Origin of the sequence: Chryseosolibacter histidinae, assembly GCF_018598225.1 — a bacterium.
GTDB classification, from domain to species: domain Bacteria; phylum Bacteroidota; class Bacteroidia; order Cytophagales; family Cyclobacteriaceae; genus Chryseosolibacter; species Chryseosolibacter histidini.
In genome coordinates this window covers 68,247-84,287 of record NZ_JAHESF010000019.1, presented here as the reverse complement: position 1 = coordinate 84,287, position 16,041 = coordinate 68,247, and the positions used below count along the sequence as shown (strand labels likewise).

Below are 16,041 nucleotides of genomic sequence, written 5' to 3'. Positions count from 1 at the left end.
TTCACGTATTCGTATCCATATAAGTCACGTTTCTACAAGGAGCAATGTCACTACTTATTTTTTTATTTATGTATCGTACGTTTACCCGGTCCTGCAGTTCCCTCTCCGGTCTTCCGGCATGCTGCATGAAATTGATAACCTCTGGTGAGTCCTTTTCAACAACGCAAACCTTCCCGTTATGATCAGAAATTACTTAGTGGTAGCCCTGCGAAATTTTCAACGTCAGAAGTTTTTTGCATTCCTGAATATGTTCGGCCTCGCCCTGGGACTGGCCAGCGCCATCCTGATCTTTTTGTACGTGAGCGACGAGCTGCAATATGATGTGATGCATCCGTATTACAACGACACTTACCGCATAGGCACCACCTGGTCTAACCCGAACGGGCAAACGTTTGACAACACGGTGGCGCCCGGTTATTTCATCCGGCAGCTGAAAGAAGATAGATCGGAGGTGATGAAGGCCATCCGCATCGAATACATCGGGTACCCAACGTCGCTCCATCACAAAACCACAGACAAGATCATTCTTACAGAGCAGATCCGCTGGGCCGAACCTGGCTTTGATGAGATCCTGGATTTTGAGCTGGTGCGTGGCAACAGGGCTAAGATGTTCGATAATCCCAACAGCATGATCATCAGTGAATCGGGCGCGCGCAGACTTTTTGGCGATGCCGATCCCATGGACCAGGTAATCTCCGTCAAGCACAATTTTGCAACGCAGGGCAGGGAGATCAATGTGGTGATCACCGGCGTGTATCGTGATTATCCGTCGAACTCCCATTTCAAGCCGCACTATATCCTCAACATCAATGCCCTTCGTGCGGTGGTTGAAAATTTCGACATTTACATGGAAGGCTCGCGGTTCCAGGGCAACGTTTCATGGTTTGAAAGTTATATCGTGCTGCAGCCTGGCGCTTCGGTGGCGCCGGTGAGAGCAGCGCTGCAGGATTATGCGCAGCACATGGCCCTGTCTGATTCGGCAACAGTTGCTGCCGGATGGAAGCTCACCGCCTTTGTCACACCGCTTTCAGAGCTTCACTTCGATCAGAAGAACCTCTGGGAAGACAGCACGAAAGGAGATAAAAAATACCTCACCATCTTCAGCGCCATTGCCTTGCTCATCCTGCTGATAGCCTGCATCAATTACATGAACCTGGCTACTGCACGGTCCGCGCGCAGGGCAAAAGAGGTGGGGCTGCGAAAATCTCTGGGCAGCGGGCGCCGGGAGATCGCGAGGCAATTCCTCTATGAATCGTCGCTGATGACCATTGGCTCACTGCTCATAGCGCTGCTGCTCGTGATCATCTTTTTGCAACCATTCAATCAGCTGGCCCACAAAACTTTTACGCTCGCGTCGTTGCTGGATCCGTACATGATCGCCATTATGCTGGTGATCATTGTGTTCATGGCAGTTGTATCGGGAAGTTATCCCGCATTCTACCTGTCGGCGTTCAGGCCTGTGGAGGTGCTGAAAGGACAGGCCGTGAGAGGCATTGGCGCTGAAGTTTTCAGAAAATCGCTGGTGGCTGTGCAGTATACGGTGTCGCTGGTGCTCATCATTTCAACATTTGTGGTGATCCGCCAGATGAACCACATGCAAAACACCAAGCTGAACGAACAGGGAAGTCAGCTGCTCTCCATTCGCTACGGCGGTACGGCACCCGACAGCAAGTTTGCCGCCTTCAAGCAGGCTGTGCTCGAAGACAAGGACATCGAGCATGTGACCATGGCCAACCACCTGCCGCGCCTGAACTATTTCGGGTGGATCGGCGCTGAAGTGAAGTTTCCTGAGCTCACAGATAAATCGCTGCAGTGGAACCAGCTGAACGTTGAATTTGATTTTGCTAAAACCTATCAGCTCGAGTTTGTTGCCGGCCGCGATTTTGATGCAGCGAATCTTGCAGACTCATCGTCGGTGATCCTGAATGAAGCTGCGGTCAAAGCGTTGAACCAGCCCATAGAAAAGATCATGGGCACTTCCGTGACCGAAGTACGATTCAATAACAACAACCGCACGTTTAAGGTGATCGGTGTTGTAAAAGATTTTCCGTTCCGCTCCATGCACCAGAGCATCGAGCCGCTGATGCTGAATCCGCACCTGCACTTCATCGACAAGATAGCCTACGTCAAGCTGCCCGTCGGAAAATTCCAGGAGAAGATCCAGGCCATCGAGAAGAAGTGGAAGGAGATCTTTCCGGCGATCGGTTTCGATTACTGGTTTGTGAGCGATGAGTTCAACCGCATGTACCTGAACGAGGGCAGGGTGGCGTCACTGGCCAAGAGTTTCGCGGTGCTGGCAGTGCTCATCACAGTGCTGGGCGCTTTCGGGCTTGCATCGTATACGGCAGAGCAAAAAACAAAAGAAGTGGGTATCCGCAAAGTGTTGGGCGCCGAGGTGCGGCAGGTGGTGGCCATGTTCGTGTGGTTGTTCCTGCGCATCTTTTTCATGGCCAGCATCGTTGCCATTCCACTGGCGTATCTGCTGGCGGTTTACTGGCTGAAAGATTTCGTTTACCAGTCAGCGTTGAATCCGCTCATCTTTATTTTGTCGCTGGTGGGTTTGTTGGTGATCACGCTGGTTACAGTGGGTTATGAGATCGCCAGGGCTGCGCGTGCCAACCCCGTTAGTTCGCTGCGGCGCGAATGATGTGTGCAAAAAAAAAGCCCGGTCTTTTGAACCGGGCACCTGATATAAACTTAAAAATACAAACTTAAAACTCAGTGTTGCATTAGCTTCCGCAAGCTTCACAAGCATCGGGATTATCCAGTGAGCACGCCATGTCTGAACGTTTCTGGTCATAATCCGCAGCGCTTGGCTGCTGCTCGTAGTGAAATGACTGCTGTGCTTCATTCACCATCGCTACCGCAGGCTCTGTAACTGTTACGGTAGCAGCTTCTGCAGCGACAACAGCGGGTTGCTGGATGGCAGACTTGTCAAGCGTGAACTTGATGGCATCGGCAGCTGCAGTGGAGCGCAGGTAGTACATACCTGTTTTCAAACCTTTCTTCCAGGCGTAGAAGTGCATGGAAGTGAGCTTGCCGAAGTTAGGATCGGTCAGGTGAATGTTCAGGCTTTGCGACTGGCAAATGTACGCGCCACGGTCGGCAGACATATCGATGATGGCCTTCTGGGAGATCTCCCAAACGGTTTTATAAATGTCTTTGATGTTCTGCGGGATCTCGGCGATGGGCTGCACTGATCCGTTGGTGGCGATCAGCTTCTGTCTCATTGTCTCGCTCCACAGCCCTGCATTGATCAGGTCTTTCATCAGGTGCTTGTTGGCAACGATGAACTCGCCTGACAGGGTTCTCCTGGTGTAAACGTTGGATGTGTAGGGCTCGAAGCACTCGTTGTTGCCCAGGATCTGCGATGTAGACGCAGTAGGCATCGGAGCAACCAGCAGGGAATTGCGTACGCCGTGCTGTTTTACTTCTTGCTTCAGTTTGTCCCAGTTCCAGCGCCCTGAGGTAGGTGTAACACCCCACATGTCGAACTGGAAAATGCCTTTGGATACCGGTGAACCTTTGAAGGTTTCGTAAGGGCCGTTCTTCTTCGCTTCTTCCATAGAAGCTTCCATGGCTGCGAAGTAGATGGTTTCGAAAATGTCCTTGTTCAGGCCACGTGCTTCCTGACTGTCGAAAGGCATGCGCAGCATGATGAACGTGTCTGCCAGTCCCTGTACGCCGAGGCCGATGGGGCGGTGGCGCATGTTAGACTTGCGTGCTTCTTCAACGGGATAATAGTTGATATCGATCACCTTGTTCAGGTTGCGGGTGGCTACCTTAGTGATGTCGTACAATTTCTGATGATCGAACTTGCCGTCTTCTGTAACGAATTTCGGCAGGGCAAGAGAAGCCAGGTTACACACGGCAACTTCATCAGGCGCAGTGTACTCGATGATCTCTGTACACAGGTTGCTTGACTTGATGGTGCCGAGGTTCTTCTGGTTCGATTTTTTGTTGGCCGCGTCCTTGTAGAGGATATAAGGAGTTCCGGTCTCGATCTGCGCTTCCAGCACTTCAAACCACAGGTCTTGTGCTTTTACCTGCTTGCGGAATTTTCCTTCGCTTTCATATTTATGATAGAGGCGTTCGAACTCTTCGCCGTAAACGTCTGCCAGTCCGGGACATTCGTTAGGGCAGAAGAGCGACCACATTTCATTGTTCTCAACGCGCTGCATGAACAGGTCGGGGATCCACAGTGCGTAGAAGAGATCGCGTGCGCGCAGCTCTTCCTTACCATGATTCTTCTTCAGATCGAGGAAGTCGAAGATATCGGCATGCCACGGCTCGAGGTAAACGGCAAAGCTTCCTTTGCGTTTTCCACCGCCCTGGTCAACATAACGTGCAGTCATGTCGAAATTCCGGAGCATCGGCACGATACCGTTGGAGGTACCGCCTGTTCCTTTAATATAAGAGCCTTTCGCCCTGACGTTATGAATGCTGAGACCGATACCTCCCGCTGACTGGGAGATCTTGGCGCATTGTTTCAGTGTATCGTAGATGCCGTCGATGCTGTCGTCTTTCATGGTGAGCAGGAAGCATGACGAAAGCTGGGGCTTCGGCGTTCCTGCATTGAACAACGTTGGTGTTGCGTGGGTGAACCACTTTTCTGACAGGAGGTTATAAGTTTCGATGGCTGCGGGAAGATCGTCGCCATGGATCCCTACGGCAACACGCATGAGCATGTGCTGGGGGCGTTCGATGGTTTTGCCGTCGATCTTCATCAGGTACGAGCGCTCCAGGGTTTTGAAGCCGAAATAATCGTAGCTGAAGTCGCGGTCATAGATGATGGCCTCGTCCAGTTGCGATGCGTGCTCCTTGATCACTCTCCATGTCTCCTTCGAAATGAGCGGCGCGTTCTGACCCGTCTTCGGATCAACGTACTGGTATAACCGCTTCATGGTGTTGGAGAACGACTTGCTTGTAACCTTGTGCAGGTTGGATACTGCGATACGTGCTGCAAGCCTTGCGAAATCAGGATGGCGGGTCGTCAACGTAGCCGCGATCTCGGCGGCCAGGTTGTCCAATTCCTGCGTAGATACACCGTCGTACAGGCCATTGATCACCTTCATGGCCACCTCTACAGGGTTAACGAACTTAGGATCAAGACCGTAGCAAAGTTTTTCGATTCGGGCGGTGATTTTGTCAAACTTTACGGATTCTCGATGTCCATCGCGTTTAAGTACTAGCATCGTAAGAACGGGTTGTTGTTAAAAGAAAAGTTTAAAAAGTGATTGAATGTATTAAAAATCTTCGTTAAGTGAAAACTTGGGCGCAGATTCTTTTTCTGTGCTCTTCATCACACCTGCCTTCTGGTATTCGGCCACACGTTTCTCAAAGAAGTTCGTCTTCCCACGCAGTGAGATCATATCCATGAAGTCGAACGGATTAGTAACATTATAAATTTTTGTGCCAATGAGCTCGTTGAGAAGGCGATCTGCAACGAATTCAATGTACTGGCGCATTTGTGTGGCGTTCATGCCGATGAGGTTCACCGGAAGCGCGTCGGTCACAAACTCTTTTTCGATCTCCACGGCGTCTTTGATGATCTCGATCACCCTTTCTTTCGGAAGTTTGTTCACCACGTGCTGGGTGTAGAGGTGGCAGGCGAAGTCGCAGTGCAATCCTTCGTCGCGGGAGATCAGCTCGTTTGAAAAGCTCAGTCCCGGCATCAGTCCTCTTTTCTTGAGCCAGAAGATGGAGCAGAACGAGCCAGAGAAGAAGATACCTTCTACTGCAGCAAAAGCGATGAGCCTTTCCTGGAAGGTGCCTTCACCGATCCAGCGCAGGGCCCAGTCTGCCTTTTTCTTCACGCATTCCATGGTTTCGATGCCGTGGAACAGTTTATCTTTTTCTTTGGGATCCTTTACATAAGTATCGATCAGCAAAGAGTAGGTTTCGGAGTGGATGTTCTCGATGGCGATCTGGAAACCGTAAAAGAATTTTGCTTCGGTATACTGAACTTCGGCTACAAAGTGTTCGGCCAGGTTCTCGTTTACAATACCGTCGCTGGCAGCGAAGAATGCGAGCACGTGGGTGATGAAGTGACGCTCACCATCATTGAGATTTTCCCAGTCGCGCAGATCGTGGCTCAGGTCAATTTCTTCGGCTGTCCAGAAACTGGCCTCTGCCTGCTTGTAAAACTTCCAGATCTCGGGCTGGCGGATCGGGAAAAGAACAAACCGGTCCTTGTTCTCGCGTAAAATGGGTTCATCTAATGGTGCTCCGCTCATGTTGTAATTTTTTTAAGGTTATCCCAATATCAAAACCAGGTAAAAAACACGGTTTTTACCTGTAATGTTTCCGTAAAGTTTTTGCTTGGCTTTGAAGAAACGGGTGGAGTTTCCGTTTCAGTCAGCTATCAAGTGTACAAATGAAAAGAAGGAAACGGAAAATTCAAAAAGTGGGTTTTCAGGCTGGATTCAACAATTGTGGATAACTTTGTTGATGTTTTGTGGAAGATAAGTTACTGTAAAATAGCCGTTTATACGCCGTCTGGTCAGTCCTTTGTTTCAGTGTAATAAAGGCCTGATTTCGTAAAAAATATTTTTTTGTACTGACGGTTCGTTTTTGTTGTGAAACCGTTCCAAAATTCTTAAGGCCCCAGACTGAAATCCCGATTCTTTTGTTACCTTTGCAGTCCTATTTTGAAAAAGCTATGTACGCAATTGTAAACATTGCCGGAAAACAGTTCAAAGTGGCTAAAGATCAATATATCTATGCCCCTAAATTGGAAGGCGAAGCAGGTTCATCTGTAAAATTTGATAACGTGCTTCTCACTGACGATGGAGGTAAGGTCAATATTGGCGCCCCTACTGTTAAAGGAATCACTGTTTCAGGTAAGATCCTGGAGCACGTAAAAGGCAACAAGGTGATTGTCTTCAAAAAGAAACGCAGAAAAGGGTACCAGGTGAAAAATGGCCACCGCCAGCAATTCACCAAAGTACAAATCGAGAACATCGGTTAAAGAGTTGACAGTTGGCAATCCCGATAGCTATCGGGACAATTGACAACAGGCGAAAAAAATTGAATTACTAACATTAGATTTATCAAGGAGCAGGAATCCTGCAGTCCTGTAAATCCCAAAATCCCGGTTAACCATGGCACATAAAAAAGGCGAAGGTAAAGTAAAGAACGGTCGCGAATCAGAAAGCAAACGACTTGGTATCAAGATCTACGGTGGCCAGAAAGTAATTGCAGGCAACATCATCGTACGCCAGCGCGGCACCAAACATCACCCCGGACAGAACGTAGGCATCGGCAAAGACCACACACTCTTTGCACTGACCAACGGTGTTGTTGTTTTTAAGAAAGGAAGAGAGAACAAATCTTTCGTATCGGTTCAACCCATGGCCGAAGCTTAAGAAAGCATTCTCCTTAATAATATTGAGGCCGTTCCTGCAAAACAGGATCGGCCTTTATTTTTTACGCCTCCTTCTTACTCCTTAATTCTTACTCCTTACTCCTTCTAAATCCTGCCTCTTCTGGCTCCTGACTCCTGGCTCCTGACTTCTAATTTTCCACCGTTCATGTAAACCCCCTCCGTCTTCCCCTCAATTTCTGCATTTCTAATCAAAATCTAATGTGGTCTCACGCACTGGATCTACCGAATTTTAGCGCCCGGGTTGGCGGCAAAAAACTGGCAAAATCACCTTAAACAATCGGAGTAGGTGATTTATAATCTTCTGTTTTATGATATAAATGGCATATTTTATTTCATGAGTAATTCAATGTGCGGTATTTTCTTTTTGTATTGCATACCGTAAATTGGGGTATAGACTTAACCTAAACCTATACTAATGAAGAAGCTTCTACTAACATGCTTCTCGTTAGCCATTGCCCTATATTCAATAGCGCAAGAGCGAACGATAAGCGGAACAGTCACGTCCACAGAGGACGGCAGTGTTTTACCCGGTGTGAACGTTGTTTTAAAAGGCAGCACCACCGGTACGTCTACCGACGCCGACGGAAAGTACAGTCTCACCATCCCACCTTCCGGCGGTTCCCTGATCTTCACCTTTATCGGACTCGAATCCAAAGAAATCGAAATTGGTGATCGCACTATTGTTAATGTGTCACTCGGCCTGGATGTAACGCAGCTCAGCGAGATCATTGTATCTGGCGTTGCCGGTGCTACTACCAGGGAAAAAATGACCGTGTCAGTAACAAAAGTTGGTGAGGCACAGCTCACGGCCGTACCAGCCCTCTCACTGGCTTCAGCCTTGACCGGAAAAGTGGCCGGCCTGCGTACATCTTCCGTGGGTGGCGCGCCAGGACAACAGGCGGATATCCTCCTCAGGGGTGATAACGTTCTGAACGTAAGCGCATCGCCACTTATCTTGATTGACGGCATCATCATGAATGGCAGTCTTGCCGACATCAACGTTGATGATGTGGAGTCTATGGAGGTGATCAAAGGTGCCGCGGCTTCTGCCTTGTACGGTTCCCGTGCCGGTAGCGGCGTAATTTCTATTACCACCAAGCGGGGAAAAAATGGTCCCAGCGGATCGCCACAGATCACGATCAGAAACGAAATAGGTTTTCAAAGCCTTCAGCATTACCTGAAAACAGCAGAGTCTCATCTGTACAGACTTGCGCCCGATTGGGAAGACTACCAAGGTCAGTACACAAAGTACGCTGGCGTTACTTACCCTGCAGGTTATACCAGTGGTTACAACGCAGGTATTACCGGATCCAGATCGATCGATACCGATGGCTACATGGACAACCCGTATGGCGTAAGGCGTTTTAATCCTGCTGACGTATTTCAGACGGGCCAAACAATGACCAACTATATCGGTGTATCCAACAGAACAGATAAGAATAACATCTTCCTGTCTTTTGAAAACAATTCTCAGGAGGGTGTAGTACAATACCGCGACGGATATTCACGTCAAAACTTCCGTTTCAATATTGATCAGCACCTCAACGATTGGTTAACCGTAAGTGCAAGCAATCTGTATATCAACAGAAAAGTAGAGCAGCCATCAGGCATCTTCTATGCGGTATCGCGTATGGAAAAAGATGTCGATCTGTTCGCACTCAATCCGGATGGTCAGCCTTATAATTTAAGAGTGAACCATTTTAACGGTGAAGTGACCAATCCGTTGTACAGTCTTTACAAACAGAAAGACAACAGGACCACCCGCCGCTGGTTGGGTAACTACACGGCCAATGTCAACTTCGCCAGCTGGGTTAACCTCGATGTGACTCAAACATTCGAGATTGAAAACTACAAGAGGGAATTGATCAATCCCAGGGATACATGGAACACTTCGAACGCGTATACGGGCGGTGGACTGACGCATGAGAACAGCGAAACAGTGACGGCCAATACGCAAATTACCCTCAACTTGAATAAGCAGCTGGGTGACCTGATCATTAAGTCCAAGCTCTCTTACCTGTATGAAGATCGTCACTATGAATATACAGATGCAAGCGCTACGGGATTCAAGGTTTATGGAATAGAAGAGTTCAATAACTTTCCGTCGATCAATAACGCCACGTCGAGAAAGACAACAGAAAGAGCACAAAACTATTTTGCCATCCTGGGCCTGGACTACAAAGACCGGTATTTGTTTGATGGCATGTTCCGTTACGACGGATCTTCACTTTTTGGACCCGATGCCCGCTGGAATCCTTACTACAGGTTGTCAGGCGCTTACCGCATCTCTCAGGACGTGATCATTCCCGGCATAGATGAATTAAAAGTGAGGGTGGCGCACGGTACCGCGGGTATACGCCCGAATTTCGCCTGGCAATACGAGGTGTTTACCCTCACGCAAGGGAACGCTGTTGCAAGGCAAAGGGGTAACTCCATGCTGAAACCTTCACAGACCGCAGAGACCGAGTTCGGCCTCAACGCCAATTTCCTTCAGCGATTTACTTTTGAAGGAGTGTATGCGCACTCGGTTACTACCGATCAATTTCTGAATGTGCCCCTGGTTCCGTTCGCAAATGACGGATTCAGCAGTCAGTGGCGGAACGCGGGTACCATCGAATCTAAAACGCTTGAATTTACCTTGGGCGCCAACTGGGTGAAGACAAACGACTTCTCATGGAATTCGAATTTTGTATTCTCCAGGATCCGCCAGGAAATTACAGAGCTTCCGATCCCGCCGTATTGGTTAGGAGATATTGCCAATGTTGATGAGGCCCCCAGCGGCGACCAGAAAATGTTCAGGATAGCGCAAGGTGAGAGCTATGGCGCCATTCATGGTCACAGAATGGTAAGAACGCTCGAAGAAATGGCGCGTCAGCTTCCGGAAGGAGGATCCATCAGCAATTATGAGGTCAACAGCGAAGGATACGTGATCCCTGCCGGAACAGAAGGCACAACGGCCGAGCTACCGATTCTTTACAGGGAAAACGGTGAGGTATGGACCGGCAAGATCGGCGACGGCAATGCCAAATTCAACATGGGCATCGCCAACACATTCAACTACAAGGGACTAACGCTCTACATTTTGTTCGACTGGAAAAATGGTGGTGATGTTTATAATGGTAACGATCAGCGTTTGGCGTTTAACAACATCAGCAAGCGTCAGGATATGACCAATGTGGCGGAAGGTAAAAAGAAAGCAGCCTCTTATTGGACAGCGGGTATGTACGATGCCAACTTCGCCAATGCCTATTGGGTAGAAGATGCGAGCTATATGAAGTTAAGGGAAGTGGCTATCGGCTACACCATACCTGCAAAAGTTCTCAGCGGATTCCTGAGGGGAACCATAAAAGGTGTTTCGATCAAAGCTGTAGGCAGGAACCTGCACACCTTTACAGGATACTCGGGATATGACCCTGAAGTTGGTACGTTGCGACAACCTGTTGATGGAATTGGAGCCAACCCCATCTATCGCAACGTTGCGTTCTCTTTAGGATTTAACTTGTAAAACAAAAAAGCAACAAACATGAAAGGTATATACAGATTTCTTGTAGCAGCTTTGGCTTCTGCAGGTTTGTTATTGTTCAGTTGTGGAGACCTGGACGTTGAGAATGGAAACAACCCGGATTTTGGAAGGGTGTTTAAAACAGGCGCCGATGTTGAAGCTGTGGCCTCTGGCCTTTACAATACAGTTTTCACCGGAGATCATAGTACGAGTGGTGTACATGCGATGCTGGCTGTAGCGGCAGACCATGCAACCTGTTCGTGGGGAAACTTTGGTATGAGAGATATGTCGTGGGAACCCCGGGATATGGCCTGGAACAATGCGCCCACGTATACCAATGCTGGCCTAACAAAATATTCTTATGATCAGTGGTACTCCGCAATACTCACGGCCTCCAATGTGTTGAAAGCAATTGGTTCGGGAGTTCAGATCGGCACCAACGGCGTTGATAACGCCCGGGCTACTGCGGTTGCAAAATTTATACTGGGAACAACGTACGCGAATCTCGCTTTGGTGTATGACAGGGCGCATCTCGTTGATAACATGAAAACAGTTGAACCCGTTCTTGGAACCGCTGTTCCTTACCAGGAAGTGGCAGCTGCCGCGCTGGCGTATTTTGATGAGGCTTCGGCTTTATCCAACGAAACGTTCACCATTCCCGCGAGCTGGCTGGGAACTCCGGCAAACGTAACCAGTGCTACTTTTAAGAAGATGATCAACACTTCGGCGGCCCGTCTTATTTCTTACCTCCCCAGAAACAAGACTGAGCTTGCCGGCATCGATTGGGCGAAAGTGAAAGCTTATGCAGACGCTGGCATCACAGCAGACTGGACTATTCAGATGGATGGTACAGACCGATGGAATTTTGCGGCCACCTATTATTTAACAGCGGTGGGTTGGGGAAGAACCGATATGTACGTTGCACATATGATGGAGCCGTCTTTGCCGCAGCACTGGGATGATACACCCACTTTCCCTCAACCTGCCCAACCTGCAAATCCTTTGGATAAACGTTTAACATCTGATTTTGCATACCTGGCATCCAATGACTTCCTCGCTGCGAGGGGATATTATCATTACAGCGCCTACAGGTACAAAGCACTTGATGCTGTATATCCTACTTTCCGGGGGATGGGTGTAAAAGCGTTGGTGAAGACTGCTGAAAATGATCTTCTCAGGGCCGAAGCAAGAGCCTATGCCGGAGATCTGCCGGGAGCGGCCGCGATCATCAATGCAGGAACCCGTGTTACCAGGGGACAACTCGCTCCGGTAGCAGAAAACCTCGATGATATTCTGAAGGCGATCCATCACGAAAGACACGTAGAGCTTTATACCACCGGTATGGGCATACAGTTCTTCGAAATGAGAAAGCTGAATCTTTTGCAAAAGGGCACTCCGTTGCACCTGCCATTGCCTGCTACTTTCCTTCAAACCATTGGAGAAAAGACGTTCTACACTTTTGGAACTACAGCCAGGGCCGATGGTCTGAGCACTTCCAACGGAGGCTGGAGATAACTCGTAAGTTTAAGTTTAAGTAAGTTCTCTTCGGGAGGCTGTCAAAGAAATTTGGCAGTCTCTTTTTTTGTTACGGCGACCCTTTTCTGTCGACATTCCCTCAATCAATTTTCTAATTGAATTTTAATGTGATTGCGCCTATAGGGGCTGTTGTGCCCGGCCCAGGCCTAGCAAAATTCTACCGTTCATGTAAACTCTCTCTGTCTCTCCCTCATTTTGCGCATTCTAATTGAAATCTAATGGAGGTCTCGAATATCACATCCTCCTAACGTTAGCTACAGGGTTAACGAAGCAAAAAACCACCAAATCAGCTGTAAACAAAGGGTTGTAGTAGCCCATGCGTGACTACGATCTTCGGTTTTGTAGTACAAAGGATGCATTTCCTTTCATGTGTAATTCAATGTGCGGTATTTTCTTTTTGTATTACATACCATAAATTCAGGGATTATTAACCTAAATCTATACTATGAAGAAGCTTCTACTAACATGTTTCGCGTTAGCTATTGCGCTATATTCAGCAGCGCAAGAGCGAACCGTGACCGGTCGCGTTACCGCCGTTGAAGACGGGAGCGGGCTACCCGGAGTAAACGTAATCGTTAAGAGCACTACCAATGGAACAGTAACCGACTCCGATGGAAACTATTCCCTGAGTGTCCCCTCCGAAGGAATTCTTGTGTTTTCTTTTATTGGCCTCAGATCCAAGGAAGTCGAGATCGGCAGCCAGTCCGTGGTGAACGTACAGATGGACATGGACGTTACCCAACTCACGGAAGTTGTTGTAACCGGCGTTGGAACGCCGACAGACAAAAAGAAAGTTGCCATCGCGGTACAGTCCGTCAGCGCAGAAAATCTTTCCAAAGTACCCAGCGCATCGCTTGATCAGGCGCTCATCGGAAAAGTTGCGGGGGCACAGATCCAATCCATCTCCGGTCAGCCTGGTCAGCAGGCTTCCATCCTGTTAAGGGGTATCAACTCATTCAACGGATCGAACACCACCCAGCCTATGATTTTGGTGGATGGAATTCAGGTAAATGCCGGCAACAATAACAATGGTAGCTCCACCAACGTGTCTTCCCGACTTGCCGACCTTGACCTCTCTAACGTAGAGCGTGTAGAGGTGATCCAGGGTGCCGCCGCCGCCACTATTTATGGTGCGCAAGGTGCCAACGGTGTGATTCAGATCTTTACTAAAAAAGGTCAGCGGAATGAACGCACACGGATCGATGTGTCTACACGGTATAGTGTCGACAATCCTCTCAAGGGCAACCTTGAGCTTGCCAAGTACCATGCGTTCAATACCGATGCCGAAGGTTATATTTTAACAGCTCCGACATCTTCGGTTCCTGCTACCAGAATTTCACATGATGAGAATGGTATATGGACTCAGCCCGAACAGCCTGTAGTAACTGGCACAACCTTGAACAACAAGCCTTACATGGAGCAGATCTATGACCATGTGGATCAATTGTTCAAAAATAATGTGGCAACCATCAACAATACCCTGGGCATCTCTGGTGGAGGTGGTAAATATGACTATGCTATCAATATTTCACGCCTCGATCAGGAGAGTGTGCTCAATGGAAAATATAATCGAAACAACCTCACCCTGAACCTTGGCGCAGATGTATTCAAGGGATTTTCAGTAAGGTCATCAACCCAGATTATCTATTCTGAGAATAACACCGGTGGTATTACAGGTGCTAACAACGTTACCAGTGGTTTGGGCACAGCTATCAACTCTCCGGGATGGTGGGATATGAAATTCATCGATACAAAAGGCAACTATGTATTTAACCAGAATCCCGCTATCGAGAACGTGGTAAATCCCTTTTACAACTACCAGTTCCGGAGTTACTCAGCGAACACAACCCGCATAATCCAGAATGTAAGCCTTAACTACAAACTGCCGAAGTTTGTGGAGTTTGATTATAAATACGGTATCGATAATTACCGTTACGACTTTGAGGACTTTGCGGCTTATCAGAAGAATACGGCCACACCCGCATACAGTGTTGTGAATGGTGGAGGACGTATCACCTACAACAGAGACAATGAAACGTTGCAGAACTCATTGTTCACAGTCTTTGTACGCACTGACTTTGCAAAGGACTTTAATATGGACCTTCCTATCACAACGTCCACGCACTTTGCCTATGACTACAGGAAGAGAATGTATAAGAATATAACCACACAGGGCTCTGATTTTGCTCCATTTCCGCCTTATACAATGAATACCACGGCGTCAAAAAGCGCTACCGAGAACAATACAGAATTTGTGACCTTCGGTTATCTGATCAACCAGAAAGTTGATTACGGAGAACTCTTCGGATTATCGGGTGGTGTGCGGGTTGACTATTCTTCGGCGTTCGGTGCCGGTAGCAAAGCATTCGTGTTTCCCCGTGGTGATGCGTACTTCAGGCTTGGCGAATTGCTGAAGAGCAACTCCATTTTTGAATTTAAATTACGCGCCGCGTATGGCGAAGCAGGTGTACAGCCTCAGGCCTACGACCGCTTTGTGATTCTGAACTCCGGTTCCATCGGCACGGGCGGTTATCTTGCTGTTCCGTCAGGTGCACGCAATCCTAATCTCGATGTGCAGGTTTCCAAGGAAACAGAATTCGGAACCGATATCGGTCTGTCATTGGGTAGCGGCAACTGGTTGCAACGCATCACGCTGGGTGCTACTTACTGGAAACGGAAAGCTGAGAACTCGATCTATGATATTGCCGTTGCGCCGTCAACCGGGTCTTCTACCATCCGCGACAACGCCTTCACACTGGATGGAAAAGGTTTTGAGTTCGCGCTGGACGCTCATATGTATTCATCGGCAAACCTGACCTGGGATTTTGGAACCCGCTTCGGGAAGCAGCAAACCATCGTTGAAGAGATCTCAAACCATAGAGATGTAGTGATCGGCTCAAGCGGATCAGGACAGTTTGTGCTGAGAGAAGGTGCTACCGTTGGTGCTTTCTTTGGAAAACGTCCTTTGAGAAATCTGCAGGAAGTCGGCCCGACTGGCGCGAGGTATATCGCCGAAGCGGATGAGTCATTGTATACTATCGTTAATGGTATGGTGGTGAACAAGAGCACCAAGGCTGTAATGTTCACCAGCGATCAGACCCAGATCGGTGATCCGACACCTAAATTCAACATGTCGTTCATTAACAACTTCACCGTTAAGAATAACCTGACCATTTCCTTTCAGTTCGACTGGATGTACGGCAACGACATTTACAACCTCACCCGCCAGTGGCTCTACAGAGACCGGCGCAGCGCTGACTTTGACAAGTCTGTAACCGTTGGTGAAGAGTCAGGTGCTTTTGTGGCATACTACAACAGCTTGTATAACACCAACCAGGTTAACTCTTACTTCGTAGAGAAAGGATCTTTCCTGCGTTTGCGAGATCTGTCTGTGGGCTACAACCTGGCGCCACTGTTCAACAACAAGATCCTGCGCAATGCCCAGATCACATTTTCAGGAAGGAACCTGTTTACGATCACCGATTATTCCGGTATGGATCCTGAGGCTTCTGCAAACCTTAACGATCCGCTCAGAAGGGGAGCCGATCTTTATTCCTTCCCTAACTTCAGATCTTATCAGGTAGGATTGAATCTGGGATTTTAAACATTTAACATT

General features: G+C 48.4%; 8 protein-coding genes. 6 read left to right on the top strand and 2 right to left on the bottom strand.

Features of this window, described 5'->3' with window-relative positions; translation table 11 throughout:
- Positions 1–178: 178 nt before the first annotated feature.
- Positions 179–2,647 (top strand): ABC transporter permease, encoded by a 2,469-nt coding sequence (locus tag KK083_RS18835; protein WP_254166142.1) that lies wholly within the window; start codon positions 179–181, stop codon positions 2,645–2,647.
- 82 nt (positions 2,648–2,729) lie between these two features.
- Here the strand turns inward: KK083_RS18835 and KK083_RS18830 are convergent, their stop codons facing one another.
- Positions 2,730–5,195, bottom strand: coding sequence for a ribonucleoside-diphosphate reductase subunit alpha (locus KK083_RS18830; RefSeq protein WP_254166133.1), 2,466 nt, complete (start codon positions 5,193–5,195; stop codon positions 2,730–2,732).
- A 51-nt stretch (positions 5,196–5,246) separates the two neighbouring features.
- Positions 5,247–6,236: a ribonucleotide-diphosphate reductase subunit beta gene (locus KK083_RS18825; protein ID WP_254166124.1), complete on the bottom strand. Its 990-nt coding sequence runs from the start codon at positions 6,234–6,236 to the stop codon at positions 5,247–5,249.
- Positions 6,237–6,661: 425 nt separating this feature from the next.
- Between KK083_RS18825 and rplU the strand changes: the two genes are divergently transcribed.
- The 5 genes from rplU to KK083_RS18800 all read left to right on the top strand — a co-directional run bounded on the left by rplU (position 6,662) and on the right by KK083_RS18800 (position 16,029).
- The gene (gene rplU / locus KK083_RS18820) at positions 6,662–6,970 is read left to right on the top strand and encodes a 50S ribosomal protein L21 (protein WP_254166122.1); all 309 of its coding nucleotides are present in this window, start codon (positions 6,662–6,664) and stop codon (positions 6,968–6,970) included.
- A 133-nt stretch (positions 6,971–7,103) separates the two neighbouring features.
- Entirely contained in the window at positions 7,104–7,367 is a 264-nt protein-coding gene (gene rpmA / locus KK083_RS18815; protein ID WP_254166116.1) for a 50S ribosomal protein L27, read from the top strand.
- A 435-nt stretch (positions 7,368–7,802) separates the two neighbouring features.
- Positions 7,803–10,892 (top strand): SusC/RagA family TonB-linked outer membrane protein, encoded by a 3,090-nt coding sequence (locus KK083_RS18810; protein ID WP_254166105.1) that lies wholly within the window; start codon positions 7,803–7,805, stop codon positions 10,890–10,892.
- Positions 10,893–10,910: 18 nt separating this feature from the next.
- Positions 10,911–12,404 (top strand): RagB/SusD family nutrient uptake outer membrane protein, encoded by a 1,494-nt coding sequence (locus tag KK083_RS18805; protein WP_254166095.1) that lies wholly within the window; start codon positions 10,911–10,913, stop codon positions 12,402–12,404.
- Between the two features lie 466 nt (positions 12,405–12,870).
- Entirely contained in the window at positions 12,871–16,029 is a 3,159-nt protein-coding gene (locus KK083_RS18800) for a SusC/RagA family TonB-linked outer membrane protein (protein ID WP_254166093.1), read from the top strand.
- The last annotated feature ends 12 nt before the right edge of the window (positions 16,030–16,041 follow it).